25 protein-coding genes are annotated in these 25,871 nt (G+C 64.8%); 9 read left to right on the top strand and 16 right to left on the bottom strand.

Features of this window, described 5'->3' with window-relative positions; translation table 11 throughout:
• The first annotated feature begins 88 nt into the window (after nucleotides 1–88).
• The 5 genes from CH291_RS07855 to CH291_RS07835 are packed head-to-tail and all read left to right on the top strand — an operon-like array spanning nucleotide 89 to nucleotide 5,412.
• Entirely contained in the window at nucleotides 89–1,114 is a 1,026-nt protein-coding gene (locus CH291_RS07855) for a sugar-binding transcriptional regulator (protein WP_094640484.1), read from the top strand.
• The gene (locus CH291_RS07850; protein WP_441347262.1) at nucleotides 1,111–2,463 is read left to right on the top strand and encodes an ABC transporter substrate-binding protein; all 1,353 of its coding nucleotides are present in this window, start codon (nucleotides 1,111–1,113) and stop codon (nucleotides 2,461–2,463) included. The genes CH291_RS07855 and CH291_RS07850 overlap by 4 nt, the downstream gene beginning before the upstream one ends.
• Entirely contained in the window at nucleotides 2,460–3,410 is a 951-nt protein-coding gene (locus CH291_RS07845) for a carbohydrate ABC transporter permease (protein ID WP_037196012.1), read from the top strand. The genes CH291_RS07850 and CH291_RS07845 overlap by 4 nt, the downstream gene beginning before the upstream one ends.
• On the top strand, nucleotides 3,410–4,294 hold the full coding sequence (locus tag CH291_RS07840; RefSeq protein WP_068049004.1) for a carbohydrate ABC transporter permease: 885 nt from the start codon (nucleotides 3,410–3,412) through the stop codon (nucleotides 4,292–4,294). Before CH291_RS07845 ends, CH291_RS07840 begins: the two co-directional genes overlap by 1 nt.
• 11 nt (nucleotides 4,295–4,305) lie before the next feature.
• A complete protein-coding gene (locus CH291_RS07835; RefSeq protein ID WP_094640485.1) occupies nucleotides 4,306–5,412 on the top strand; it encodes an ABC transporter ATP-binding protein in 1,107 nt (368 codons plus the stop codon).
• On the opposite strand, the gene CH291_RS07830 is transcribed toward CH291_RS07835, so the two are convergent.
• On the bottom strand, nucleotides 5,409–5,882 hold the full coding sequence (locus tag CH291_RS07830) for a DUF3995 domain-containing protein (RefSeq protein ID WP_218829017.1): 474 nt from the start codon (nucleotides 5,880–5,882) through the stop codon (nucleotides 5,409–5,411). The two genes, CH291_RS07835 and CH291_RS07830, sit on opposite strands and share 4 nt — an antisense overlap.
• Before the next feature lie 77 nt (nucleotides 5,883–5,959).
• Between CH291_RS07830 and CH291_RS07825 the strand changes: the two genes are divergently transcribed.
• A complete protein-coding gene (locus CH291_RS07825) occupies nucleotides 5,960–7,675 on the top strand; it encodes an AMP-binding protein (RefSeq protein ID WP_373455113.1) in 1,716 nt (571 codons plus the stop codon).
• A 13-nt stretch (nucleotides 7,676–7,688) separates the two neighbouring features.
• Here CH291_RS07825 and CH291_RS07820 read toward each other — a convergent pair whose 3' ends face one another.
• The 3 genes from CH291_RS07820 to CH291_RS07810 all read right to left on the bottom strand — a co-directional run bounded on the left by CH291_RS07820 (nucleotide 7,689) and on the right by CH291_RS07810 (nucleotide 10,863).
• Entirely contained in the window at nucleotides 7,689–8,513 is an 825-nt protein-coding gene (locus tag CH291_RS07820) for an alpha/beta fold hydrolase (protein WP_256980763.1), read from the bottom strand.
• A gap of 60 nt (nucleotides 8,514–8,573) precedes the next feature.
• A complete protein-coding gene (locus CH291_RS07815; protein ID WP_094687097.1) occupies nucleotides 8,574–10,184 on the bottom strand; it encodes an ABC-F family ATP-binding cassette domain-containing protein in 1,611 nt (536 codons plus the stop codon).
• Between the two features lie 133 nt (nucleotides 10,185–10,317).
• Nucleotides 10,318–10,863, bottom strand: coding sequence for a hypothetical protein (locus CH291_RS07810; protein WP_068049016.1), 546 nt, complete (start codon nucleotides 10,861–10,863; stop codon nucleotides 10,318–10,320).
• A gap of 91 nt (nucleotides 10,864–10,954) precedes the next feature.
• Here CH291_RS07810 and CH291_RS07805 point away from each other — a divergent pair, with 91 nt between their 5' ends.
• The 3 genes from CH291_RS07805 to CH291_RS07795 all read left to right on the top strand — a co-directional run bounded on the left by CH291_RS07805 (nucleotide 10,955) and on the right by CH291_RS07795 (nucleotide 15,365).
• Nucleotides 10,955–12,784: a penicillin-binding transpeptidase domain-containing protein gene (locus tag CH291_RS07805; protein WP_094687161.1), complete on the top strand. Its 1,830-nt coding sequence runs from the start codon at nucleotides 10,955–10,957 to the stop codon at nucleotides 12,782–12,784.
• A 105-nt stretch (nucleotides 12,785–12,889) separates the two neighbouring features.
• Nucleotides 12,890–14,551, top strand: a complete 1,662-nt coding sequence (locus tag CH291_RS07800) for an NTF2-like N-terminal transpeptidase domain-containing protein (protein WP_176460201.1) — start codon at nucleotides 12,890–12,892, stop codon at nucleotides 14,549–14,551.
• Between the two features lie 67 nt (nucleotides 14,552–14,618).
• Nucleotides 14,619–15,365 carry a sulfite exporter TauE/SafE family protein gene (locus tag CH291_RS07795; RefSeq protein ID WP_068049019.1) on the top strand — a complete coding sequence of 249 codons (747 nt, stop codon included), beginning with the start codon at nucleotides 14,619–14,621 and terminating at the stop codon, nucleotides 15,363–15,365.
• 23 nt (nucleotides 15,366–15,388) lie between these two features.
• Here CH291_RS07795 and CH291_RS07790 read toward each other — a convergent pair whose 3' ends face one another.
• The 12 genes from CH291_RS07790 to CH291_RS07735 form a co-directional block, all read right to left on the bottom strand.
• Nucleotides 15,389–16,723 carry an FAD-dependent oxidoreductase gene (locus CH291_RS07790; protein WP_094687096.1) on the bottom strand — a complete coding sequence of 445 codons (1,335 nt, stop codon included), beginning with the start codon at nucleotides 16,721–16,723 and terminating at the stop codon, nucleotides 15,389–15,391.
• Nucleotides 16,720–17,775, bottom strand: coding sequence for an ArsO family NAD(P)H-dependent flavin-containing monooxygenase (locus CH291_RS07785; protein ID WP_094687095.1), 1,056 nt, complete (start codon nucleotides 17,773–17,775; stop codon nucleotides 16,720–16,722). The genes CH291_RS07790 and CH291_RS07785 overlap by 4 nt, the downstream gene beginning before the upstream one ends.
• Nucleotides 17,776–17,780: 5 nt before the next feature.
• Nucleotides 17,781–18,197 (bottom strand): arsenate-mycothiol transferase ArsC, encoded by a 417-nt coding sequence (locus CH291_RS07780; RefSeq protein ID WP_068049029.1) that lies wholly within the window; start codon nucleotides 18,195–18,197, stop codon nucleotides 17,781–17,783.
• On the bottom strand, nucleotides 18,194–18,616 hold the full coding sequence (locus tag CH291_RS07775) for an arsenate reductase ArsC (RefSeq protein ID WP_068049031.1): 423 nt from the start codon (nucleotides 18,614–18,616) through the stop codon (nucleotides 18,194–18,196). Before CH291_RS07775 ends, CH291_RS07780 begins: the two co-directional genes overlap by 4 nt.
• Before the next feature lie 36 nt (nucleotides 18,617–18,652).
• Nucleotides 18,653–19,327 carry an arsenate reductase/protein-tyrosine-phosphatase family protein gene (locus tag CH291_RS07770; protein ID WP_094687094.1) on the bottom strand — a complete coding sequence of 225 codons (675 nt, stop codon included), beginning with the start codon at nucleotides 19,325–19,327 and terminating at the stop codon, nucleotides 18,653–18,655.
• Complete coding sequence (arsB, locus tag CH291_RS07765) at nucleotides 19,327–20,415, bottom strand: ACR3 family arsenite efflux transporter (RefSeq protein ID WP_068049037.1); 1,089 nt, start codon at nucleotides 20,413–20,415, stop codon at nucleotides 19,327–19,329. The genes CH291_RS07770 and arsB overlap by 1 nt, the downstream gene beginning before the upstream one ends.
• Nucleotides 20,412–20,777, bottom strand: a complete 366-nt coding sequence (locus CH291_RS07760; protein ID WP_094687093.1) for an ArsR/SmtB family transcription factor — start codon at nucleotides 20,775–20,777, stop codon at nucleotides 20,412–20,414. The genes arsB and CH291_RS07760 overlap by 4 nt, the downstream gene beginning before the upstream one ends.
• Before the next feature lie 31 nt (nucleotides 20,778–20,808).
• Nucleotides 20,809–22,062: an APC family permease gene (locus CH291_RS07755; RefSeq protein WP_094669592.1), complete on the bottom strand. Its 1,254-nt coding sequence runs from the start codon at nucleotides 22,060–22,062 to the stop codon at nucleotides 20,809–20,811.
• Between the two features lie 66 nt (nucleotides 22,063–22,128).
• Nucleotides 22,129–23,226, bottom strand: a complete 1,098-nt coding sequence (locus CH291_RS07750) for a serine hydrolase domain-containing protein (RefSeq protein ID WP_218829016.1) — start codon at nucleotides 23,224–23,226, stop codon at nucleotides 22,129–22,131.
• A gap of 42 nt (nucleotides 23,227–23,268) precedes the next feature.
• Nucleotides 23,269–24,579, bottom strand: coding sequence for a Na+/H+ antiporter NhaA (gene nhaA, locus CH291_RS07745; RefSeq protein ID WP_068049049.1), 1,311 nt, complete (start codon nucleotides 24,577–24,579; stop codon nucleotides 23,269–23,271).
• A 149-nt stretch (nucleotides 24,580–24,728) separates the two neighbouring features.
• Entirely contained in the window at nucleotides 24,729–25,109 is a 381-nt protein-coding gene (locus CH291_RS07740) for a DUF3054 domain-containing protein (protein WP_373455117.1), read from the bottom strand.
• 163 nt (nucleotides 25,110–25,272) lie between these two features.
• Entirely contained in the window at nucleotides 25,273–25,824 is a 552-nt protein-coding gene (locus CH291_RS07735) for a YceI family protein (protein WP_068049052.1), read from the bottom strand.
• Nucleotides 25,825–25,871: the final 47 nt, after the last annotated feature.

Genomic DNA, 25,871 nt, shown 5'->3' with positions numbered 1-25,871 from the left:
GGGGGGTGTTGTGTAGATCACACCTTAATGTTAGCTTAGTGAGCAGATGAACACGAGCTGAGCATCTGCTCATAACTTGGGAGGCGAAATGGATGGATCGTCATCCGGTCCAGCGGGGTCGAAGTCTCCGCGGTCCGGAGAGGATCTGCGCCTGGCTCTGCGCGCCGCAACCATGTACCACCTCGAAGGCGCGACTCAGGCCGAGATCGCCGTGAAGCTCGGTGTCTCACGCCCCACGGCAGGGCGGTTGGTTGCACGCGCTCGCACCCAGGGACTGGTGACCATCGAGATCAACGTTCCCGACGACCTGCAGGGCACCGTGCACGCCGACATCGAGCGTGAACTCGAAGCGCAGTTCGGGCTGACCGAGGTGCTCGTCGTCTCGGACGTCATCGACGGCACGGACGCCGGCTACGGTTCCCTCGGCCGGGCAGCGGCGACGCTGCTCTCTCGTCGGCTCCAGGACAAGGATGTGCTGGGCTTCACCTGGGGACCCGAGACGGTGGCGGTCGCCAGCTCGCTCAAGACCAGGTCCACCAAATGTGCTGCGGTGGTGCAACTCGACGGTTCCATCACCTCGGCCGACTACCAGACCGGCGTCGAGTACACGCTCGGACGGTGCGCTGCGTACCTGCAGGCGACACCCATCAGGCTCAATGCGCCGCTGTACGCCGATCAGGCGACTGTCGTTGCGTTGGAGCAGGACTCCGTGATCTCTCGCGCACTCAAAGCCGGGACCGATGCCGATGTGATGATGTACGGCATCGGTCCCGTTTCCACGTCCACCACATTGTTCGAGGGCAGCTTCATCGACCTCGAGGTGCTCGACGAACTGCGCCGACTCGGTGCGGTCGGTGAGATCGGCGGACGGTTCTACGACGCCGACGGCAAGGACACCGGAGGATCACTCCCCGGCCGAACCGTGTCGGTGGGGCTCGACGCCATCAGGGCCTGCGATCGGGCGGTGCTCGTCACGGGCGGAAAACGAAAACACGAAGCGCTGCTCGGTGCACTGCGCGGTGGACTGGCATCGATCTTGGTCACCGACATCGAAAGTGCGCGTTGGCTTGTGGATCGATCCACATCAGCGTCGAATGGAAAGGTATCTCAGTGAAAGTTCTACCGAAGGTGGTTGTCGCGACCTCGCTCGCGACGACCTTGGTGGTGTCCGGATGTGCCGGTGCCGGCTCGTTCGGTGGTGATGGTGACGGTACGACGGTCACCGTCGCGATCGTCTCGAATTCGCAGATGTCCGATGCCATTTCGCTTGCTCCGGAGTTCGAGGCGGAGAACCCGGGTATCAACCTGAAGTTCGTGTCGCTCTCGGAGAACGAGGCCCGAGCCAAGATCACGGCCTCGGTCGCGACCGGCGGCGGTGAGTTCGACGTGGTGATGATCAGCAACTTCGAGACCCCGCAGTGGGCCGAGAACGGTTGGCTGACCAATCTTTCCGAGTACGCCGACGCCACGCCGGGCTACGACGAGGACGACTTCATTCCCACGCTGAAGGAGTCGCTGTCGTACGAGGGCAGCATGTACTCGGTGCCGTTCTACGGTGAATCGTCGTTCCTGATGTACCGCAAGGATCTGATGGACCAGGCCGGTATCGACATGCCTGCCGAGCCCACCTGGCAGCAGGTGGCCGACGCCGCAGCCGCTCTCGACAGCCCGGGCCTGTCCGGAATCTGCCTGCGCGGCAAGCCCGGCTGGGGTGAGGTGCTCGCACCGCTCAACACTGTCATCAACGCGTTCGGCGGCCGCTGGTACGACGAGAACTGGAACGCCCAGCTGAACAGTCCCGAGGTACGCGAAGCCGTGCAGTTCTACGTCGACACCGTGCGCGAGCACGGTCAGGCCGGCGCGGCGACCAGTGGGTTCAGTGAGTGCGGAACGCAACTCTCCCAGGGCAACACCGCCATGTGGTACGACGCCACCTCGGCCGTCTCGGTCCTCGAGGACCCGTCGTCGAGCAACGTCGTCGGGCAGATCGGTTATGCCAAGGCCCCGTCGGCGGCCAAGGGCGACAACGGTTGGCTGTACTCCTGGGCACTGGGCATCCCCAAGACCAGTGAGGCCCCCGACGAGGCATGGAAGTTCGTCTCGTGGATGACCAGCAAGGAATACCTGAACAAGGTCGGTAACGAACTCGGTTGGGAGCGTGTGCCTCCCGGAAGTCGGCTCTCGACCTACGAGATTCCCGAGTACGCGGAGGCGTCGGCGGCCTACGGTCAGCTGACCCTCGACTCCATCGACAGTGCCGACCCGAACGACCCCACCGTGGATCCGGTTCCGTACACCGGAGTCCAGTTCCTGACCATTCCGGAGTTCCAGGACCTCGGTACCCGGGTCAGCCAACAGATCAGTGCCGCGATCGCTGGACAGATCAGCGTCGACGACGCGCTCGACCAAGCGCAGCAATACGCCGAAGTGGTCGGCAGGACGTACCAGGAGGACCAGGGATGACCACCACCGAAGAACGGACGGCTCCGGCCGAACCGGAGAAGTTCGTACCGAGACCGAGAACGATCTCCAAGGCAGAGGGGTGGCGTCGACGCGGGCCACTGTTGCCGGCGTTGGTGTTCGCCATCATCGTCACCCAGATCCCGTTCCTGTTCACGCTGTACTACTCGACGCAGTCCTGGAACCTCGTTCGTCCGGGTTCGCGTGAGTTCAACGGTCTGAACAACTACATCGACGTGTTCCGCGACAGTCAGTTCCGCGAGGTCGCGATGAACACCGTGATCATGATCGTCGGAACCGTGATCATCTCGGTGGTGCTGGGTCTGGCCCTCGCTCTGCTGCTCGATCGAAAGTTCATCGGACGCAGCCTGATTCGCACGCTGCTGATCACCCCGTTTCTCGTCACCCCGGTCGCCGGTGCGCTGATCTGGAAGACGACGATGTTCGATCCCGTCTTCGGCCTGATCAACTTCGCGCTGAGTCCGTTCGGAGTCGGTGAGATCGACTGGGTGTCGCGGTTCCCGCTGGCCGCGGTCATGACGAACCTCGTGTGGCAGTGGACGCCGTTCATGATGCTGCTGATCCTCGCCGGCCTGCAGTCCATGCCGAAGGACATCGCCGAGGCTGCGCGTGTCGACGGGGCAGGCCCGTTCAAACTCTTCCGTGAGTTGACGTTGCCGCACCTGCGTCGCTTCATCGAACTCGGCACCGTCCTCGGTGCGATCTATCTGGTCAACACCTTCGATGCCGTCTACATGATGACCTCCGGTGGACCGGGAGTCGCGTCGGCGAACCTGCCGTTCTACATCTACCAGCGTGCCTTCCTCGGCTTCGACATCGGTCAGGCCGCGGCCATGGGTGTCGTCACCGTGGTGGCAACCATCGTTCTCAGCACTCTGGCGCTGAGACTGATCTTCAAGAGCTTCAGCGCAAACGAGGAGGCGGCGTGATGAGCACGGCAACCACAAGCAAGAAGAAGGCCGTCGCGCAGACCTCCGACGGGCAGGAGATCCGGAAGAAGAGCAAGTGGGGCCCGGGCACGATCTGGTCGTTCGTTGCCTGGGTGGCCGGTATCGCATTCTTCTTCCCGGTTCTCTGGATGGTGATCACCGGCTTCAAGCAGGAGGCCGACGCCTACTCCAACCCGCCGAAGCTGATCTTCACCCCCACCCTCGATCAGTATCGAGGTGTCCTCGAGAGCGGCATCGGCACCACCCTGCTGAACTCGGCGTTCGCGACCATCGTCTCGACGATTCTCGTTCTGCTGCTGGGTGTTCCGGCAGCATTCGCGCTGTCGCTGCGGCCGGTGAAGAAAACCCAGGACGTGCTGTTCTTCTTCATCTCCACCAAGATGCTGCCCGTCGTGGCCGTCATCGTTCCGCTGTACGTCATCGTCGGTGACATCGGCATGCTCGACAACATCTGGGCACTGGTGATTCTCTACACCGCGATGAATCTGCCTATCGCCGTGTGGATGATGCGCTCGTTCTTCATGGAGGTGCCGTCGGAACTGCTCGAGGCCGCCAGCATGGACGGTGCGTCGCTGTGGACGTCGGTCCGCGAGGTGATCCTGCCGCTCGTCTCTCCCGGTATCGCAGCGACGTCGTTGATCTGCGTGATCTTCTCGTGGAACGAGTTCTTCTTCGCCGTCAACCTCACTGCCGTTCAGGCCCAGACGATTCCGGTGTACCTCGTCGGATTCATCACCGGCCAGGGCCTGTACTGGGCCCAGCTTTCCGCCGCTGCGACGTTCGCAGCACTCCCCGTCGTCCTTGCCGGATGGTTCGCGCAGAACAAGCTCGTGCGCGGTCTGTCCTTCGGCGCCATCAAATAGGAGAAAGTCTCATGGCTGCAATCACGTACAAGAAGGCATCCTGCGTCTACGAAGGTGCCGATTCGCTCGCCGTCGATTCCCTCGACCTCGACATAAAGGACGGCGAGTTCGTCGTCCTGGTCGGACCGTCCGGCTCCGGCAAGTCCACCGCACTTCGGATGCTCGCCGGTCTGGAGGAGATCGACGGTGGCGCAATCGAAATCGGCGGCAAGAACATGGTGGGCGTCCCGTCCAAGGACCGCGACATCGCCATGGTGTTCCAGAACTACGCGCTCTACCCCAACAAGACCGTCGGCGAGAACATGGGCTTCGCACTCAAGATGCGCGGAGTGAGCCTCGAGAAGCGTCAGGCACGCGTGGCCGAAGCGGCCCGTCTGCTCGATCTCACCGAGTACCTCGATCGCAAGCCCGGCAAGCTCTCGGGTGGCCAGCGTCAGCGAGTTGCCATGGGCCGCGCCATCGTTCGTGAGCCGCAGGTGTTCTGCATGGACGAGCCACTGTCCAACCTCGACGCGAAACTGCGAGTGCAGACGCGTACGCAGATCGCGGCGTTGCAGCGTCGGCTCGGCACCACGACGGTCTACGTCACCCACGATCAGGTCGAGGCCATGACGATGGGTGATCGCGTCGCCGTCCTGCGTGGTGGCAAACTGCAGCAGTTCGCCTCTCCCACAGACCTGTACGACCACCCCGTCAACGCGTTCGTCGCAGGATTCATCGGCTCCCCGGCGATGAACCTGATGACGGTACCCATCGGCTCGGGCGGCGTGCAGATCGGTAAGTTCCTGCTCCCGCTCGAGCGCGACGAGCTGACCAAGCTCGCGAGCCTGGGGATCGACGAGGTCACCATCGGAATGCGGCCCGAGAACATCGGCATCGTCCACGGCGGCGGCGAAGGCTTCGAGGGCAAGGTCGATCTCATCGAGGAGCTCGGCAGCGAGTCGTACGTGTACGCGCACCTCGACGACCCGAAGGTGAAGGGACTCGACGGGGGACCCGTGTCGCTCGTCGCCCGCTCGGCAGTGCGTGCCCCGGCGAGGATCGGCGAGAGCATCGGACTGAAGCGCCTCGACGGAGCGATCCACCTCTTCCATCCGGAAACAGGCGAGCGCATCTAGCGCGGCTGGTACGGCGCTTTCCGAGAGAGGATCAGCGCCGTCAGAAGGGCGGCACCCCAGAGCAGGAAGATGCCGTCGAAGAACAGGTGCCCGTACTTGACGCTTCGGTTCTCGTCCGAGGCGATCAGGCCGATCACCGCTCCGACGAACGACGCTCCGCCCCAGAGAATCAGCAGCACCGAGCCGGGCCAGGATATGCCGAGGACGATTGCCGGCAGCCTGGTCCGGTTCTGTGCTGCCAGGCGCGGCCGGTTCATGTAGGCGAGGGCGGGAAGAATTGCCGCTGCAAGTTTGACCAGCGTGAGCACCAGCAGTGCCGTTCGCGCAGTCTGCGGTTCGGTCTCGACCCATTCCGTGGCGAATGATCCGACGGTGTTCAACATCCATTGGCCACCTGCAGCCCAGTAGCCGGAAAACGCGGCGTGAACTATCCCCAGTGCACCTGCGATCGCGAAGTATCCGATGGCCACGGTGATCGAGGCTAGCCGAGTTCTCACCCCCGTTCAGGGGTAGCGAGGGATTGTTCATCTCCCCTACCGTGGCGGTGATGAGCATCACAGGCTACGGAGGAAGCATGGCCGAATCGGCACATACGGCATTCAGGAACGCTCGCGACCTGCTGCTCGACTCCTACGGCGAGTACGACCGCGCCGTAGAGACTTTCGAGTGGCCGTCGTTCGGTGAGACGTTCAACTGGGCCATCGATTGGTTCGACGCGATCGCCCGTGGAAACGACGGCACTGCGCTGTGGATCGTCGAAGAGGACGGCAGCGAGGCCAAGTACAGCTTCGACGACATCGCGCGTCGTTCCGACCAGGTTGCCAGGTGGCTCGAGCAACAGGGCATCGGCCGCGGCGACTCGGTGATCCTTATGCTCGGCAATCAGGTGGAACTGTGGGAAGCGATGCTCGCGGTGATGAAACTGGGCGCGGTGTTGATGCCGACCACCACTGCCATCGGGTCCGCAGACCTGACCGACCGTGTGGTGCGCGGCAATGCGCGCGCCGTGATCGTGAACCCCTCGGACACCGGCAAATTCGACGACGTACCCGGGGACTACCTGCGCATCGCCACCTCCGCTCGAGATGGTTGGGTCGACTATGCCGAGGCTCGTTCTGTCGAGGCCGTACCGTTCGAGTCCGTGACGGCTCCCACCGACCGTCTTCTCATGTACTTCACCTCCGGCACCACCAGCAAGCCCAAGCTCGTCGAACACACTCAGATCTCCTATCCCGTCGGGCATCTGAGCACGATGTACTTCCTCGGTTTGCGGCCTGGCGACGTGCACCTGAACATCAGCTCGCCCGGGTGGGCCAAGCATGCGTGGAGTTGCTTCTTCGCGCCGTGGATCGCCGAGGCGACGATCTTCATCTACAACTACGGCAAATTCGACGCGAAAGCGTTGCTCGAGCAGATCCGCCGGGCCGAGGTGACGACGTTCTGTGCTCCACCGACGGTGTGGCGCATGCTGATTCAAGCCGATCTCGCCGGTGGCGGTGGTTCGCTACGCGAGGCCATCGGAGCAGGTGAGCCACTCAACCCCGAGGTGATCTCGCGGGTGCAGCAAGAGTGGGGCCTGAACATCCGCGACGGGTTCGGCCAGACGGAAACCACTGCGCTGGTTGCCAATACACCCGGCGCGGTACTGAAGTCCGGCTCGATGGGGAGGCCGCTGCCGGGCGTACCGGTGGTGATCGTCGACCCCACCACCGGCGAACTCGCCGACGAAGGTGAGATCTGCCTCGACCTGGCGCAGCAGCCGTTCAACCTGATGACCGGATATCTCGGCGACCCCGAACGCAACGCCGCTGTCATGGCCGACGGTTACTACCACACCGGCGACGTCGCATCACGGGACTCCGAGGGCTACATCACCTACGTCGGCCGCACCGACGACGTGTTCAAGGCCTCGGACTACAAGATCTCCCCGTTCGAGCTCGAAAGCGTGCTCATCGAACACCCCGCCGTTGCCGAGGCCGCGGTGGTGCCCGCCCCCGACGAGACGCGACTGGCCGTCCCCAAGGCGTATGTGGCATTGGCGTCGGGCTGGGAACCCAACGAGGACACAGCGTTCGAGATCCTCAAGTACGCCCGCGAGCACCTTGCGCCGTTCCTGCGTGTGCGCCGAATCGAGTTCTTCGAGCTACCGAAAACCATCTCCGGCAAGATCCGCCGAGTGGAACTGCGCGCCCGCGAGGACGCGGCCGTCGGACCGCTGGAGACCGAGTGGCGTGACGACCAGTTCCCTGCACTGAAGAGGTGATGTGACACCGAGGTCACTCGTCCCAGAACCGTTCGAGGATCCCGAGCACTTCCGGGGTGGCGGCCATCGTCGTCGCGTGGTCGAATCCGCGGATGACATGCAATTCGGAGTTCGGTACCAGCGCTGCGGCAGCTCGGGTGTCGTCGAGCCTGGTGCCGTCCTGACTGCCGACGTAGAACAGCGACGGCTGGGTGAACTGCTGCAACGCGTCGTCGGGTAGGCCGGGATCGGCGTCGGACGCCCGAATGTACGCGGCCATGGCCTGGGCGTCGTTGGCGGAGAACACCGCTCGGGTGCCGTTGTCGATCGGGAACATGCGGTGGTTGTTCCATGCCTCGAGGAACCCGTCCATGCCGCCCTGCTCCAACACGTCTGCGCATCCGGGGAAGAACAGGCGATCGAACGCGCCGGCCTGAGCGCCGTGACTACCGCCGCCGACGGCCAGTGATCGCACTCGCTCGGGAATCGCTGCCGTCAGCGCCAACCCGGCCCGAGCCCCGAACGAATACCCCAGATAGTCGACGGTCTCCGCGCCCACGGCGTCGAGCACCGCCGTCAGATCGCCGACGATCGTGCTCATCGCATACGCGTCGGGAGTGCGGGGTTTCTCGCTGCGGCCGTGCCCGCGACTGTCGATCAGAATCAACTGCCGAGCCCCGCGCAGCGCCTTCACATAGCCGAACGTCCGCCAGATCGTGTGCGTCAGAAAACTGCCGTGCACCATCAACAACGGCGGCCCGGACCCCACCACCGTGTACGCGATCCGTGTCCCATCGTCTGCATTCGAGGCATACTCCACCCCGCAATCCTCGCCCCAGAAGTCCACTGAATGTGACATTGACCCCCAAACTGCGCCTGTGGGTCGTTTCGCAGGCTCCACTCCCGCGTCCACTGGATGTCACATTGACTCCCCACTGGCGGGCGTTTGTTCGGCGGACTCGGGAGACTCGGCGGTCGGGGTGAGGTCGACGGTGCGGGTGGGTCCGATGGCGTCGAGGAACGGTCGATCATGGCTGGCGATGATCAGTGCACCCTCGAATGTGTCGAGCGCGTCGATGAGGTGTTGTCGGCTGGTGATGTCGAGGTTGTTGGTCGGCTCGTCGAGTATCAGGAGCTTTGGAGCAGGCTCGGCCAGCAGTATTCGGGCCAGTGCGGCCCGCAGTCGTTCGCCGCCGGAGAGGGTGGCGACGACGGCGTCGGCGTCGGATCCGCGGAACAGGAAGCGGGCGAGTTGGCCGCGGATCTGTTCGGCCGTGGCCTGCGGAGCGACGTCGGCAACGTTCTCGGCGACGGTGCGGGATTCGTCGAAGATGTCGAGTCGCTGCGGCAGATACTTCCACGGCACCTCTGCCCCGGTGGCGTCCACGGCCCGCAGCAGCGTGGTCTTGCCGCTGCCGTTCGGTCCGATCAGCGCAATGCGCTCAGGGCCCACGATGTGCACGGCCTCGTGCGTCAGAACCACCTGCCCGGGATGGACTTTCGTCGCCGGGAGGTCGACGCGTATCTCGCGGTCGTCGCGCAGGAGATCCTCGGCGGCCGACAGGGACGATCGGGCGTCGTCGACGCGGTCGCTGTGGGTTCCGTGGAGTTTGCCTGCCGATTCTTGGGCCGCCCGCTTGCGTCGGCCCGCAAGGATCGGTGGCACGCGCTTCTGCTCTTCCATCTTCTTGCCGAAGCGCAGACGTCGGTCGAGTTTGATTCGGGTGTCGATCAATTCGCGTTCCTGCTTGCGGACATCGTTCTTCGCATCGCGGATCGTCGCCCGTGCCGCCTGCTGTTCCGCGTCGATCACCTCTCGGTAGTGCTGGTAGTTGCCGCCGAACATGCGCAGCCGGGACACTCCGCTGCGCTCTGCTCGCACCTCGGCGACGGTGTCCACGCGTTCGAGCAACTCGAGGTCGTGAGTGCACACGATCAGCACACCCGGGTAGCTGTCGACTGCCGTGTACAACCGTTCTCGCGCAACGTGATCGAGATTGTTGGTCGGCTCGTCCAGTAGCAGTACCTCGGGCTGGGTGAGCAATTGCGCGGTGAGTGCCAGCAGCGTCGTCTCACCGCCCGACAGGGTGCCGACGCGGCGATCGAGGTCGCCCACAGAGCCGACGATGCTGCCGAGGCCGAGCTTGTTCAGCAGGGCCAGAGCGCGCTCCTCGACGTCCCACGCCGATCCGACGACTGCGAAGTCGTCCTCGGTGGAGGAGCCGGATTCTATGCGATGCAATGCTTTTCGCACCGAATCGATGGCCAGCACCCGATCCACGGGCAGATCGGGGTCCAGTGCGACGTCCTGGCGCAGATGGCCCAGCACGCCGGGAATCGAGATGGAACCGCGCTGCGGCGTCAACTCCCCGGCGAGCAATCTCAGCAGGGTCGACTTGCCGGCACCGTTGGAACCGATGAGACCTGTTGTGCCGCTGGGGAAAATGGCCGACATGGCGTCGAACACGGGGTCGCCGTCCGGCCAGGCGAACGTCAGATTCGAGACAGAGAGGGAGGATGAATGAGGCATGGTTGCTCCAAAGGTGTGCATGCGGACGATCTGCAGGCGTCTAGAACCTTTGGAAGAGCAATGGCCTCTCCGAATCTGTGGGCAGCAAGGCGAAGGCCACGCTAGCCCCGAACCCGATGGCCACGCAAGCGAATTACACCGACGGGCCCTTCTTACGTAGTTCGTCGACCGTCGTCATGGCGCCACGCAATTCGTCGAGCCACTCCTGGGTGTGCTCGCCGACGAGCTTCACGGCCCAGGCCAGAGCGTCGGCCCGGGAGCGGGCGACGCCGGCGTCGACGAGAGTGTCCAGCACGCGACGCTCGGGCTGACGCAGGCGTGTCATGACCGGGACGGCGAGGTGGGTGAACAGGACCACCTCGGACCCGGTCCGAACTCCCCACGCGACCTTGCGGCCGTAGCGCTTCTCTGCCTCGTCGGCGATCTGCATGCGGTCGCCCCGGGTGGTTTCGCGGAATCGCGCGATGCGGCCCTCGGTGGCTGCGGATGAACTGTCCTGCTCCACGGGCAGTGTTCCGACGACGACGATTTCCTCTCGGTCGACCTCGACCGAGGCGGCACCGTCGAACCAGGTGTCCGGGAGGCGGCCACCGAACCAATCGGCTGCATCGGTGGCATCCGGAATGTCTGCGTGCTGCCAGCCGCCGGGGCGACCGAACGAGCGTCCGTTGGGTTTCATGGGGACTCCTCGATGGATGTTGTAAGACTGATTACATAATTACACCTCATTTCGAGATCGTGCCACCGGTGTTTCGCGGATGCACTGGGGCATGATCGACCCCGTGCGCACTTCGAGAAGACCGACGACTCTGGCCGCGATCGTGTCCGTACTGGCATTGGTGCTCGCCGCTTGCGGGCAGAGTGGGCCGGATCAGCCGCAGACTGTCGCCGAGCAGTTCGCGGAGGCGGTGAACAGCTCGAACATCGATCAGGCGGCCGCGTTGACCACCGACCCGGCCGGCGCGACGGCGGCGCTCACCGGGCTGTACGACGGGCTTTCGGCCGGCGGTACGGTGACGGCCACTCCCGATTTCGAGGCAGTCGACGCCAACGAGGATGCGGGCACGTTCACGTTGAATGCCGGCTGGCGCTTCTCGACGACCACCGACGGCACCGCCGAACCCGACGGCGAACCGAAGGAGTGGAGCTACACCACCTCTGCGACAGCGGCCGAGACCGAGCAGGGCTGGAAGATCACCTGGGATCCGGCGATGTTGGTTCCGGGCCTGACCGCCGACTCGTCGGTGCGTTTCACTCCCACCGATGCGCTCGTCGCACCGCGCATCTTCGACGGTAACGGCGTCGAGCTGATGTCGCAGCAGGTGGTGACCCTAGTCAACGCCGATGCGACGGCCGATCCGGCAGCGGTCGCGAATCTCGTCGGCTCCGTCGTTCCGGGTGTCACGGCCGAATCGGTGGCAGCGACTGTTGCCGGCGCGCAAGGTGACTCAGCGACGATCGTCACCCTTCGTCAGTCCGATATCGACCCCATCGGTGCTCAGCTCGCGACCGTCCCCGGAGTCACGCTGGCTCCGCAGACGCGGCTGCTCGCCACCGACCGGAACCTCGTTTCGCCGGTCCTCAACGACCTGACGACGCTGTGGGAGCAGGAGCAGGCCGCCAATCGTGGATGGGCTGTGCAGGCCGTTGCCGCGGACGGCTCCATCACCCCGCTTGCCGGCCGCGACGCCGCAACGGGAGACGACATCGCGACCACCCTGGATTCGGCACTGCAGCTCAAAGCCGAGAATGCCCTCGCGTCGCTGCCGCAGCAGGCGGCCATCGTTGCACTTCGGCCGTCGACGGGTGCGGTTCTCGCCGTGGCGCAGAACGCCGCCGCGGACGCCGAGGGTCCGATCGCCCTCACCGGTCTGTACCCGCCGGGGTCGACGTTCAAGACGGTGACCACCTCGGCTGCACTGCAGTCCGGTGCAGTCACCCCCGATACCGTGCTGCCGTGCCCGGCGACCGAGAACATCGAGGGTCGGCAGATCCCGAACGACGACAACTTCGATCTCGGCAACGTGCCGCTGCACACCGCTTTCGCCAGGTCCTGCAACACGACGATGGGCCGCCTGGGCGTGGCACTCCCACCGAACGGACTGACCGACGCGGCCGCGCAGTACGGCCTCGGCGTCGACTACGTAACCCCCGGTCTGACGACCGTCACCGGGTCGGTGCCGTCCGCCGACACCCCGGCGCAGCGGGTCGAATCCGCCATCGGTCAGGGGCAGGTGACCGCGTCGCCGTTCGGAATGGCGCTGGTCGCGTCGTCGATCGCGAACAACGGATTGCTCCCACCGACGGTGGTCCCCAGTGAGCCGGGAGTGGGAAACATGCAGCCGGCAGCGGTGAACCCCCAGGTCACCGAGCAGATCAAAGCCATGATGCGCGAGACGATCACCGGCGGAACGGCCACAGCGCTGAACGACATCCCAGGGTTGCTCGGCAAGACCGGCACCGCCGAATTCGGTGCGAACAACGAAGGAGCGCACGGCTGGTTCGTCGGTATCTCCGGCGATCTCGCGTTCGCGGTGTTCGTCAACGACGCAGGCAGTTCGACGCCTGCCGTCGAGGCTGCGGGTCGTTTTCTGCGCTAGTAGAGGCCGAAACCGACCGGGGCGTATCCCAATCGTGACCGGCTCGTATGAATCCCGTGCTTGTTACTCGTGTGACTACAGTGAATATTGTGACTCATGAGTTCTATGAGTCGTGCCCGTCGTGGCCCGCGCAAGGTCCGCGGTCGCTACCTCGTCGCCGTTGCAGCATCGGCGACGTTGACGGTCTCGGCAGCGTTCTGGATGGTCGATCGCCCACCGAGCGAGGCAGAGGTGCTGGTCTCGAAATTCGTCGATGCCCTGGACAACCGAGACGTCGCTGCTGCTGCCGCGATGACGACCTACCCCAACGCCGCGACGGCCGCGCTGAACCAGATGTTCGACGGCTTGTCGGCCGACGGCATGTCCACCGGGGATTTCGACCTCACCCAGTACATGGACCTCTCCGACGAAAGTGGCTACTTCACTCTCGCGTCGGCGTGGAACTTCGGTGAGGGCAAGGACTGGAAGTACAGCGCTCAGGGCTCGACCAAGAAGCTCAGCGTCGGTTGGCGCATAGCGTGGGATCCGGCCACTCTCGTCCCGGACCTCACCTCGGGCGGATCGGTTCGATACACCCGGACCGACGCTGCCCCGCCGCTGATCTTCGACGCCGCGAACAACGTGCTGATGAGCGAGCGAACCATCAACGCCATCTCCCTCGACCCGGCGCAGACGAGCGATCCGGCGGCGTCCACCGCGCAACTCGCAGACGTCATCGATGTCGTCGCACCGCTCATCACCTCCGAATCGATGCTGGCCGAGCTGAACTCGTCCGGCGGTGCACCGATCACCGCAGTGACCCTGCGTGACGACGATTTCGCCGTCCTCGAAGACGACCTGCGCGCCGTGCCGGGAGTGGTGGTTTCTCCGCAACCCAAGCTCATCGTCGACGACCGTCGGATCACCTCACCCGTGCTCGACTCGTTGCGAAGTGCATGGCAGGAAGGGCGCGACGCCACCGCAGGCTGGGCCGTCGACACCTACACCGTCGACGGAATCGGTGAGCGCCGTGTCGGTTTCCAGGGCCCTGGTGGTCCTGACCTGCACGCAACGCTCGATCCGCGCGTTCAACTCGCCGCCGAGAATGCGGTGGTCATGGCGGGGTCGTCGGCGTCGATCGTCGCCCTGTCCACCTCGACCGGTGCGATTCTCGCTGCGGCACAGAACAGTTACGCGAACGAGCAGGGCGACGTGGTGTTCGGGGGCTCCTACCCGGCCGGCACCGCGTCGGAGTTGGTCAAGGCGGCACAGTCCGATCGCGGCGACGACAGCGCCGAGGATGCAGCTGCGGCACTGGGTCTCGGTGTCAGCTACTCGATGCCCGGACTCGACGCCTACACCGGAACTCCCGCCGACAGTCGCAGCGCGATCGACGGCATCAGGGCCGTGTCGACCGCCTCCGGTGACGAGGCGACCGTGACTCCGTTCGGTCTCGCACAGATGGCGGCCGCGATCTCACGGGGCAGCGCTCCGACTCCGACGATCGTCGCCGGTCAGACCGCGGTCGCCAATCGTGAGTCCCGGGCACTCGGGTCGGATGCAGCAAATCGGTTGCGCGGCATACTTGCCGACTCGTCCCGCACCAGCGGTCTCGACACGTTCGACGGGGTGCAGGGATTCGCCGGGGAAAGTGGCGACGATCGCTTCGTGCTCGCCACCAGCGGTGATGTCGCGTTCGCGGTCTACATCGAGGATGCGGACGGCGGGGATCAGGCAGTGCGCATGACGAGCCGGTTGCTGCAGGAGATGGCGAACCCCGTCGAGTAGGGCAGGAATGGAGCCTGCGAAATGACCAGGGATTCGGGTCGATCGTTAGGCACGGTAGTTTTATTCGGTGACTGTGCTCGATTTCGGACTCCTGGTGGTGGCCGGGTTCTTCGCCGGGCTCATCGGGTTCGTCACCGGGCTCGCATCGCTGGTCTCCTACCCTGCGCTGCTTGCGGTGGGTCTGCCAGCGGTGTCTGCGAACGTGACGAACACGGTCGCCTTGGTCGCGGCCGGTGTCGGGGCGACGGCGAGTTCCTCGGCCGAGCTCGCCAAGGACGGCAAGCAGCTGGTTCGGTACGCGATCTACTCGGCTCTCGGCGGTACCACCGGTGCGGTTCTGTTGCTCAATACGCCGGACGGTTCGTTCGAGGTGGTCGTACCGTTCCTGGTGGCGATGGCAGCCATCGCGCTCCTGCTGCAGCCGAGTATTCGAAAGCTGTCCGGCGGCAGAGAGTTTCCGACGCTCTATCCGCTGGCCCTGTTCGCCGTGGCGATCTACGGCGGCTACTTCGGGGCCGGGGCAGGCGTCATCTTTCTGGCGTTGGCGTTGATCTGCACTTCGGATACCTTCTGGCGCGCAAGCGTTCTGAAGAGCTTCTTCCTCGGCATTGCCAATCTGATTGCGGCGATCATCTTTTCGTTCTTCGGTCAGGTGCACTGGTGGGCGGCACTTGCGCTGGCCATCGGATGTTTCGTCGGCGGTGCCTGCGGGCCACCGACGGTCAAGGTGATCTCGCCGATCATCCTGCGCGTCGGCGTCGGGATTCTGGGACTGGGTCTCGCCGGATGGCTGGGGTATCAGGCCTTCGGCTGACGGACGGTCAGATCACCTGTTCGCTACTTGCGCGACGGTGCGCCGAGAGTGATCAACTCCGGCGCAGCAGGGGCACCGCAGCAACCGCCGCTCGACGGGGCGTCGGGCTCGTCGAACAGGCCCGCGCCGCCGCAGACGCCGGTGTCGGGCAGTGTCAGCTCGACCTTTCGTGCGCCCTCGTGGTCTCCGGCGAGTTCGGCTGCGATGCTGCGAACCTGCTCGTATCCGGTCATTGCGAGGAACGTCGGCGCGCGGCCGTAGCTCTTCATACCCACCAGGTAGAAGCCGGGCTCGGGTTGGGTGAGTTCTTCGACTCCGTGCGGTGACACCGATCCGCACGAATGCATGTTGGGGTCCACCAATTCGGCGACGAACTTGGGTGCCTGCAGGGTGGGATCGAGATCGAGGCGAACCTCGGACAACCACGACAGATCCGGTCGGAAGCCGGTGAGTGCGACCACGCGATCGACATTTCCGATGCGAGCGCCGGTATCGCCGACGAGGGTCATCCGATCACCCTCGACCGCAACGGTTTCGGTGCGGAATCCGGATCGCACGGTGAGGAAGCCGTCGTCGACGGCTTTCTTGGCGCGTTGCCCCAGAGCGCCGCGGGCGGCGAGTTCGTCGGCTTCGCCGCCGCCGAACACGTCTGCGGTGACGCCTCGGCGCACGGCCCAGGTGAGCGTCGTTCCCGGTTCATCGGCCGCGAGTTCGGCGAAGGTGATGATGGCGGTCAGGGCGGAGTGGCCGCTGCCTGCGATGACCGTGTGCTTGCCCGCGAACTGGGCGCGAATCGCCGGATCGGTCAGGTCGGGGACCCGGTAGTCGATTCTGTCGGCGGAGAACTTCTCGCCGATGGCCGCAAGCCCTTCGCTACCCAGTGGATTCGGCGATCCCCAGGTGCCCGACGCGTCGACGACCGCGCGGGCGAGAACACGTTCCTCGCTGCCGTCGGAATGCCGGATGTGCACGGACAGCGGCTCGGTGTCGCGGCCGGCGTCGACGACGCGGTCGCGTCCACGGCGGGCTACACCGACCACTTCGGAATCGACTCGAACAGCGTCTCCGAGGACAGCGGCGAGGGGCGCGAGGTACCGCTCCACCCATTCGCGACCGGTGGCGTAGGTGTCGCCGTCCGGTGCGGTCCAGCCGGTCGGCTCGAGCAACCGTGCGGCAGCGGGGTCCACTACCTCGGACCACGGGGAGAACAATCGCACGTGGTTCCATTCGGACACTGCCGCGCCCGCGGACGGCCCGCGTTCGAGAACGACGACGGCAGAGCCGGTTTCGGTGAGATGTGCTGCGGCGGCGAGACCGATGGGTCCTGCGCCGATCACTACTACGGGGTATTCGTTCATGACTGATCTACCTTTCCTCGTCGAGCGAGAGTGTTCACTGCTGCGCGTGCGGTACGGCCGACGCCGATGAGCGTTGCCGATGCCGGTCCGGTCCAGTCGCCGTACCCCAGGAACATAAGGGTCGGCTCGTCGTGAATATGATTGTCTTCCAACGTGATCCGAGGTCCGTCGGTGTGCAGATGCAGCGGCTGCAGATGCCGCAGCGCGGGCCGAAAGCCGGTGCACCAGACGATCGCATCCAGTTTCTCCGTCGTGTGCCCGTCCGTCACGCCGTCGGTTGTGATCGCCGTGAACATCGGCCGGGCCTGCAGGACGCCGCGATCCCTGGCCTCCTTTACCGGCGGGACCATGACGATGTCACCCAAGCCTGCGACCCCGCCGGTATCGGAGTCACCCGCTGCCAGCGCTCGGGCGCGGTCGCTGGCGACATCGAACAGCACGCGCCCATCGACGTCGTCGGGCAGGAATTTCGGTTCGCGGGCGGTGAACCACGGGGTCTCGGCCACGGTGGAGATCTCGGCAAGTATCTGAGCAGCCGAGTTTCCGCCCCCGACGATTCCTACTCGCTTGCCCACGAATCGATCCGGTGTGCGGTAGTCGGCGGCATGCAGTTGGGTCCCATCGAATTCACGCATGCCCGGGTAGCTCGGCCAGAAGGGCCGAGACCATGTTCCCGTCGCGTTGACGACTGCTGTGGCGGTGTACGACTCACCATCTGTGTCGATTCCGTAGCCGCCCGGGACCCGATGCACGGCCGTCACCCGGACGGGCCGGTGCACCGGCAGTTCGTACTTCTTCTCGTACGCTCGCATGTAGTCGACCACATGAGACGCGGGTGGGAAACCGTTGTGCCACGGAGGCATCGGCCAGCCGGGGAGTCGCGAGTACTCCGCCGGTGAGAACAGGTGCAGCGACGGCCAGTAGTCCTGCCAGGACCCTCCGGCATGCGTCTGGTCGTCGAGAACGACGAAGTCGAGCCCGGCTCGTCGCAGGTAGTAGCCGGCGGCCAGTCCTGCCTGACCGCCGCCGATCACCACCACGTCGTACTTCATTCGAGTCAAGCGTCGGTGCCGCGCATGCGAGATGCGAGTTCCTCGACGCGAGCGGCAATATCGTCGCGGACCAGACGCATGCGTTCGATGCCGTCGATACCGCGCTCGGACGGCTCGTCGGTGTTCCAGTTCTCGAACGTCGGACCGTCCACTGGTTCCACATGTGCCTCGCTGCCGAGGGTGACGACGTAGTCCATGCGGGCGAGCAGATCGGGATCGATCGGCTTGGGTGCTTCGCCCGACAGGTCGACGCCGACTTCGAGAAGAGACTCGGCCGACAGTGCGTTGACGGCACCTCCCGGTTTCGTTCCGGCCGAGTGCACCTCCACCGAACCGCCCGCCGCCTTACGCATCAGACCGGCGGCCATCTGAGACTTGCCGCCGTTCTTGACGCAGACGAACAGCACGCTGGGTGTCGTCATGACGCGGAACTCTGCTTTGCCGGAACCAGTTCGGCGATCAGGTCCTCGATTCGGCCTCTGATCTCGTCGCGAATCGGCCGCACCGCCTCGACGCCTTTGCCCGCCGGATCGGCCAGTGCCCAATCGCGGTAACTCACTCCGGGGAACACCGGGCAGGCGTCGCCGCAGCCCATGGTGATGACGACGTCGGATGTCTCGACGGCCTCGGGTGTGAGGATCTTCGGAGACTGCGACGAGATGTCGATGCCGACCTCGGCCATGGCCTCGACCGCCGCGGAATTGATGGTCTCTGCGGGTGCGCTACCGGCAGAACGCACTTCGACGGTATCGCCGGCGAGGTGGGACAGAAAACCGGCGGCCATCTGAGATCGACCGGCGTTGTGGACGCAGACGAAGAGAACACTGGGTGTGTCGGACATGGAGTCGTATGCCTTTCGAGCGCGGAGGCCGATGCCTCAGGCCGGTACGGTGGTGGTGGTCAGCTCGGTGAGCAGTTGGCGGACACGCGCGTCGAGATCATCGCGGATGCGACGCACTTCGTCGATGGATTTGCCGTCGGGGTCGGTCAGTTGCCAGTCCAAGTAACGCTTGCCGGGGTAGACCGCGCACGCATCGCCGCATCCCATGGACACCACGACATCTGCGGCGGCGACGACGTCGTCGGTCAACGGCTTGGGGAATTCGCTGCCCAGGTCGATGTCGAGTTCTTCCATCGCCTGCACGACGATCGGGTTGATTTCGTAGGTCGGGGCCGAGCCCGCGGATCGGACGTGGACCAGTCTCCGTGCGTGGTGTTCGAGCAAGGCCGCGGCCATCTGGGAGCGTCCGGCATTGTGGACGCAGATGAACAGCACCTCGGGCACGAGTTTCGGTGCGTCACCCTGTGATTGGGCGAGTGCAGTGAGACGGTCCGCGGCGAACTTGCCGGCCAGAGTGGTCAGGTGCGTGTGAATCTTCGAGGTTCGACGCAGTGCGGTGTAGGACTCGAAGACGTAACGCTCGACGGTTTGGGTGGAGAAGATGCCCTCGTATTCCGCAGCGAGTCTCTCTGCGGTGCGCGAGAGAATTGCTTGGGGCATCAACAGTTCGGGCTGGGCGCGGTGGCTGCTGGGAGAAAGGTTGTCGGACATCAGGACTCCTTTGTCGCTGTGGTCGCGGACGAACTCGGGGCGAAGCGTTTACGCAGTGCGAGCGAGACGTAGACGAGGCCGACCAGTACCGGCACCTCGATGAGTGGTCCGACGACTCCGGCGAGTGCCTGCCCGGATGTCGCGCCGTAGGTCGCGATCGCGACGGCGATGGCGAGCTCGAAATTGTTGCCTGCAGCGGTGAACGCGAGGGTGGTGGTGCGCTCGTAGCCCAGACCCATCGCGGCACCGAGGGCGTAGCCGCCGCCCCACATCACCGCGAAGTACACCAGTAGAGGCAGCGCGATACGCACCACGTCGAAGGGCTGTGACGTGATCTGATCACCCTGCAGCGCAAAGAGAATGACGATGGTGAACAGCAGGCCGTAGAGCGCCCACGGGGCGATCCTGGGGATGAACTTCTCCTCGTACCACTCGCGGCCCTTGGCGCGTTCACCGAAGAAGCGCGAGGCGAATCCCGCAATCAGCGGGATTCCGAGGAAGATCAGCACCGATTTCGCGATCTGCCAGGGCGAGGCTTCGATGGTCGTCTGTTCCAACCCGAGCCAGCCGGGCAGGACCGACAGGTAGAACCATCCGAGGATGGCGAACATGAAGACCTGGAACACCGAGTTGATCGCCACCAGAACCGCGGCGGCTTCTCGGTCGCCGCAGGCGAGGTCGTTCCAGATGATGACCATCGCGATGCATCGGGCCAGACCGACGATGATGAGCCCGGTGCGGTATTCGGGTAGATCCGGCAGGAAAAGCCATGCGAGAGCGAACATCAGGGCCGGACCGAGGATCCAGTTGAGGACCAGCGACCCGATCAGTAGTCGCTTGTCGCCGGTGACGGTGTCGAGGCGGTCGTAGCGCACCTTGGCCAGCACCGGGTACATCATGATCAGCAGGCCGATGGCGATCGGGAGCGACACGCCGTCGATGGAGATGGACGACAGTGCGTCGTTCAGACCGGGGATCATGCGTCCGAGAATCAGGCCGACGACCATGGCCACGCCGATCCATACGGGCAGGAACCGGTCGAGGGTGGAGAGCTTGCCGACTACGGCGGTATCGGTCGTCGTACTCATACCATGACCTCCGTTGACTCCGCAGCGTTCAGCACTGCCGACAGTTGCTGCAGCGCAGCGGGAACGACCGAGTAGTAGACCCAGGTGCCGCGTCGTTCGCAATCGAGCAGCCCCGCCTCGCGCAACACCTTGAGGTGATGGGAGATGGTGGGCTGCGACAAGTCGAATGCGGGGGAGATATCGCAGACACACGCTTCGCCGCCTGCATGGCTGGCAACGAGGCTGAGCAGACGCAGGCGGACTGGATCTCCCAGTGCCTTGAACATCCGGGCCAGATCTCCGGCCCAATCCTCGGTCAGGGGTTCGTGGATCAGCGGCGAGCAGCACTCGCCGTCGACGGACGACCGGTCTTGGTTCGACATGCGTCTATATTGACGTTCATCGAACCAGCCGTCAAGTGAACAGTTGCCGAACGCGGATCAGTCGGTAGGCGACACCGAGCACGACCACGACGGTTCCGACGGCAATGGAGGTGGCGGGCAGCGTCGCAATCAAGACGACGCAGCCGATACTGCCGACGATCTGCAGAACCTTGGGGTACCGCCGGTTCTCGGTGTCCTGGGTATGGGCGCTCAGGTTCGCAACCAGGTAGTACAGCAACACCCCGAACGACGAGAAGCCGATGGCATTGCGCAGATCGATGACGAGAACGAGGACGCAGACGATCACTGCCAGAGTGATCTCGGCGCGATGCGGAACCGAGTAGCGGGGATGGACCGCGGTCAGATACGACGGCAGGTCGTCGTGGCGGGCCATTGCCAGCGACGTGCGGCCGATACCTGCGATCAGCGCGAGGAGGGCTCCCAGCGCGGCCAACGCCGCGCCGATGCGCATCAGCGGTGACGCCCACGAATGTCCGGATGCCACAACCAGATCGACCAGAGGAGCCGACGACGACGCCAGTGAGTCGGAGCCCAGTACCGACAACAGGATCAGTGCAATCACCGCATAGACCAGTAGTGCGATACCCAGGGCGGAGACGATGGCGCGCGGAATGGTGCGCTCGGGCCGGACGACCTCCTCGCCCAGGGTGGCAATGCGCGCGTAGCCGGCGAAGGCGAAGAACAACAGGCCGGCCGACTGCAGAATTCCGTACCACCCACTGTCGGCGAACGAGCCGAGCCCGGCGACGTTCGGCTCGATCGAGCCCGTGAGTCCCAGGACGACACCCACGACGAGCACGGTGAGCACGGCGGCGACCAGAATCTTCGTCAGCACGGCCGTGCGGGTGATGCCGAAGTAGTTCACTGCCGTCAACGCAACGATGGCAAGCACAGCAACGACTTTCGTGTACCCGACAGGTGCGACGTAGGCCGCGAACACCAGCGCCATGGCTGCGGAGCTGGCGGTTTTGCCGATTACGAAGCTCCACCCGGCCAGAAAGCCGGGCCACTCGCCGAGCCGCTCTCGGCCGTAGATGTACGTTCCGCCCGACGTCGGATACTGCGCGGCGAGTTGAGCCGACGAGGTGGCGTTGCAGAACGCGACGACCGCGGCGATGGCGAGACCGATCAGCAGACCCGCGCCCGCGACGGCCGATGCGGGAGCGAACGCCGCGAACACCCCGGCTCCGACCATCGAACCGACACCGATGGCGATGGCGTCGAACAGCCCGAGTCGACGGCTGAGCGATGGCGGATTCGTCATGCCGGGAACCGATCGTCGATCACGGCGACAACTGTAGGTGCTGCACTCGACTCGGCGTCGATCCTGTCAGCGCAGTTCCTGGAACTCCGACAGCAGCGCGAAGGTGGCCTCGCACAATTCGGTCTGCGTCAGCAGGATGCCGACCGTCCCGTCCGGGTCGACGAAGAAGTCGGTGCCCTGCCCGCCGGACCATCCGTAACGGCCGAGGTGCTCTCCTTCGGTGACGACCGAGACGCCGAATCCCCACCCCGTACCCGGCCAGAAGCCCGGGTAGAAACTCTCGTCGGTCTTGATCGACGCGGGCACCTGGTCGTGTGTCATCAGCTTCAGGTGCTCGGTCGACACGGACGTCGGGATCGCACGGAGAAAGCGGTGAAAATCGGTCGCGGTCGACACCAGCTCGCCGTGACTCACGTCGACTGGGGGCGGTCCCGCATAGGGTCCGCCCGCGGCGGGTTCGGTTTCGATCAACGACCCGTCCTCGTACCGGTAGGCCGCCGTCAGGCGATGGCATCGGTCGGTGGGTACCCACAGTCCGGTGTCGGGCATGTCGAGCGGCCCGAACAGGTCGTCGCGGAGATGATCCTGCAGAGACCGGCCGACGATACGAGAGACGAGGATGCCGAGGATCGCGAAGCCGTGGTGGTAGCGCCACCCGGTACCGGGCTGAAAAGTCAGCGGAAGATCCGCCATGCGTGCCAACCACTCGTTTGCGCCGAGCGGAGACGGCGCGGGGCCGGCCTCCGTGTCGTTGGCCCGCATCGCCCGAGCAAGCGGGGTGTCTCCCATCTGAATTCCGTACCCACTGGTGTTGGTGAGCAAGTGCCGCAACGTGATCGGCCGGTCCTGCGGAACGGTGTCGTCGAGTGCAGCGTCGGGACGGGTGAGCACAGGGCGGTCGGCGAGTTCGGGAAGCCAGGGTACGACGTCGTCGTCGAGCGTCAGCCGGCCCGCCTCCACGAGCCGCAGGGCGGCCACGCCGGTGACGATCTTGGTCATCGACTGAATCCGGACCAGTGCGTCGACCGCCATCGGTGGACCGCCGACCGCCGATGACCCGACCGCGACGGGTTCCGCATCGGGGTCACCCAGGAGCGCCGTTGCCCCCGGCATCAGTCCAGCGTCGATGTGCCGGGTCAACAGTTCGCGCACGGTCTCGCTCACGGACTCATCGTGTCACCGCAGCGGTCCGGATTCCAGCGCTGGCTACTTTTGATACACGTCCGGGATGCCGTCGTGGTCGTCGTCGCGGGTCTCTTCGGTGTGGATGTCGCGGTAGGCCTTGTTGCGGCTGCGCAGGATGATGGCGGCCAACGATGCCGCGATGATGGAACCGGTGAGGACGCCGACCTTGACGTGGTCGTCGCGCTGAGTTCCCTCGCCGAAGGCAAGGTCGCCGATCAGCAGCGAGACGGTGAATCCGATACCCGCGAGCATCGAGACGCCCAGGACGTCGAGCCATTTCAGTCCGGCGTCCAACGTCGCCCGGGTGAAACGGGATACGAGGTAGGTGGTGCCGAAGATGCCGATGGCCTTACCGATGACGAGGCCGGCGATGATGCCGATGGCGATCGGATCGGTCAGTGCGCTGGCCAGGCCGGAGAATCCGCCGACGGTCACACCGGCCGCGCAGAATGCGAACAGGGGGACCGCGATGCCCGCCGAGATCGGCCGAATCTTGTGCTCGAAGTGCTCGGCGAGGCCGGGGCCCGCTTCGGGACCACCGTTGGCCTTGCTGCGCATCACGGGAACAGCGAAGCCGAGCAGCACGCCCGCGACGGTGGCGTGAACGCCGGACTCGTGCATGAGTACCCAGGTCACGACCGCCAGCGGGATGAGAATCCACCACGAGCGGACGCGCATCTGTACGGCCACCGCGAACAGGGCGAGCGGAATCAGTGTCAGGCCGAGCGCGATGAAGTTGATGTCGTCGGTGTAGAAGATGGCGATGACACTGACGGCCAGGAGGTCGTCGACCACAGCCAACGTCAGTAGGAAGGTACGCAGCGCGGTCGGCAGGTGGGTGCTGATCACGGCGAGCACGGCAACGGCGAACGCGATGTCGGTCGCGGTGGGGATTGCCCAACCGAGCAGTGCGCCGTCTCCGGTGCCGAGGTTGATCAGCACGAAAATGACTGCCGGAACTGCCATTCCGCCGATCGCCGCGGCGACAGGAAGGGCCGCACGTGCGGGATCGCGGAGATCGCCTGCGACGAATTCTCGCTTCAGTTCGAGTCCGACGACGAAGAAGAAGATGGCCAACAGTCCGTCGGCGGCCCATGTCGAGAGCGTCAGATCGAGATGCAGCGCCGACGGTCCGACGCGGGTGCTCATCAGCGAGTCGTAGGCAGCGGACCACGGTGAGTTGGCCCAGACCAAGGCGATGAGGGTGGCGACGAGGAGCAGTGCGCCACCGACGGTCTCCTTGCGGAGGATCTGTGCGACGCGATCTGCCTCGGACCAGGAGCCCCGGGAGAACAGCGGCAATCGCGTTTTCGGGGTTGATGAATCTGTCACGGAGAGAACGCCTTTCGGTAGCTTCGTCGAGCTGCGAACCGACCGAATATCAGACAGTGGGTACGCAGCACAGAGTTGTTGCCGACCAGACTTCCCGGCGCACCGTGGATCATCCTATCGCGTCGAGGCCGTTCCCGACGAACTCGGCGTCAACGAACGCTCGGCACGAATTTCGCCAGTGCACGCCAACCCAGTAGCAGAACTGCCGTGGCCAGCGTTGCCACGACGATGAACGACCCGGCTGTTCCCTGCCCGGTCAGTGCACGCAGCACCATGCCCACGACAACCGTCATCACCCACACGACGATGCCCGTCGGGACGATGAGAAAAGCGTCGAACTTGTTGCGGTACAGAGCAAACGCGACGACCCAGCCGATGGCGGCACCGACGACGAACGGCCAGGCGGTGTGGAACAGGCCGGACAGTGCGGTGGCCTCGGCGTGACTGCGCCGACCGATCGCGGCGAACAGCAGAACCATGGCCAGATCGAGGACGCCGGCAACTACGGGAGAACGAAACTTCACGCGCACCACTGTAGACACCGACGGCGAAAGGCCCGCACCGACGATTGCGATGCGGGCCTTTCGCGGGTCCACCCAGGGCGGATCAATGTGGGTTTCAGTCAGTTGGACTGCAACAAAGCCGCATTGATCCGGCGGGGGTGAAGCGGGGGAGGGGTGATGCGGGGCGGGATTACGCCTGCAGGCCCGCTTCGATTTCGAGGTTCAGCGTGATCTTGTCGCCGACGACAGCGCCGCCACCCTCGAGGGGCATGTCGATGCTGATGCCGAAGTCCTTGCGGTTGATGACGGTGCTGGCCTCGAAGCCGGCGACCGGTCCGTTGCCCATGCCGGCGTTGACGCCGTTGAACTCGAGCTTCAGGTCGATGGAGTTGGTGACGCCGTGGAGGGTGAAGTCGCCGGTGACGACGAAGTCTCCGCCGTCGGCCTTGACCGAGGTGGACTTGAACGTCGCGGTGGGGAACTTCTCGACCTCGAAGAAGTCGGCGGTCTTGAGGTGGCCGTCGCGCTGCGCGTTGTCGGTGGTGATGGACGCGACGTCGATCTCGGCGTCGACGGACGGGGTGCCGTCGGCGTCGACGGTGATGGTGCCGCTGAAGTTCTGGAAGCGGCCACGGACCTTGCTGACGACAAGGTGGCGGACGGTGAATCCGACGGTGGAGTGGGTTGCGTCGATGGCCCAGGTGCCTGCGGTGAGCTCGGGCAGTGCGATGGCGGTGGTCATGAGGACTCCTAGATGGGTTGAAGGTTCAAACTCATAGTACACAAGCG

The organism is Rhodococcus sp. 14-1411-2a (assembly GCF_002259485.1).
Taxonomy (GTDB): domain Bacteria; phylum Actinomycetota; class Actinomycetes; order Mycobacteriales; family Mycobacteriaceae; genus Rhodococcoides.
Note: the sequence above shows the minus strand (reverse complement) of the source record. Positions and strands in the feature narration are given on the sequence as shown.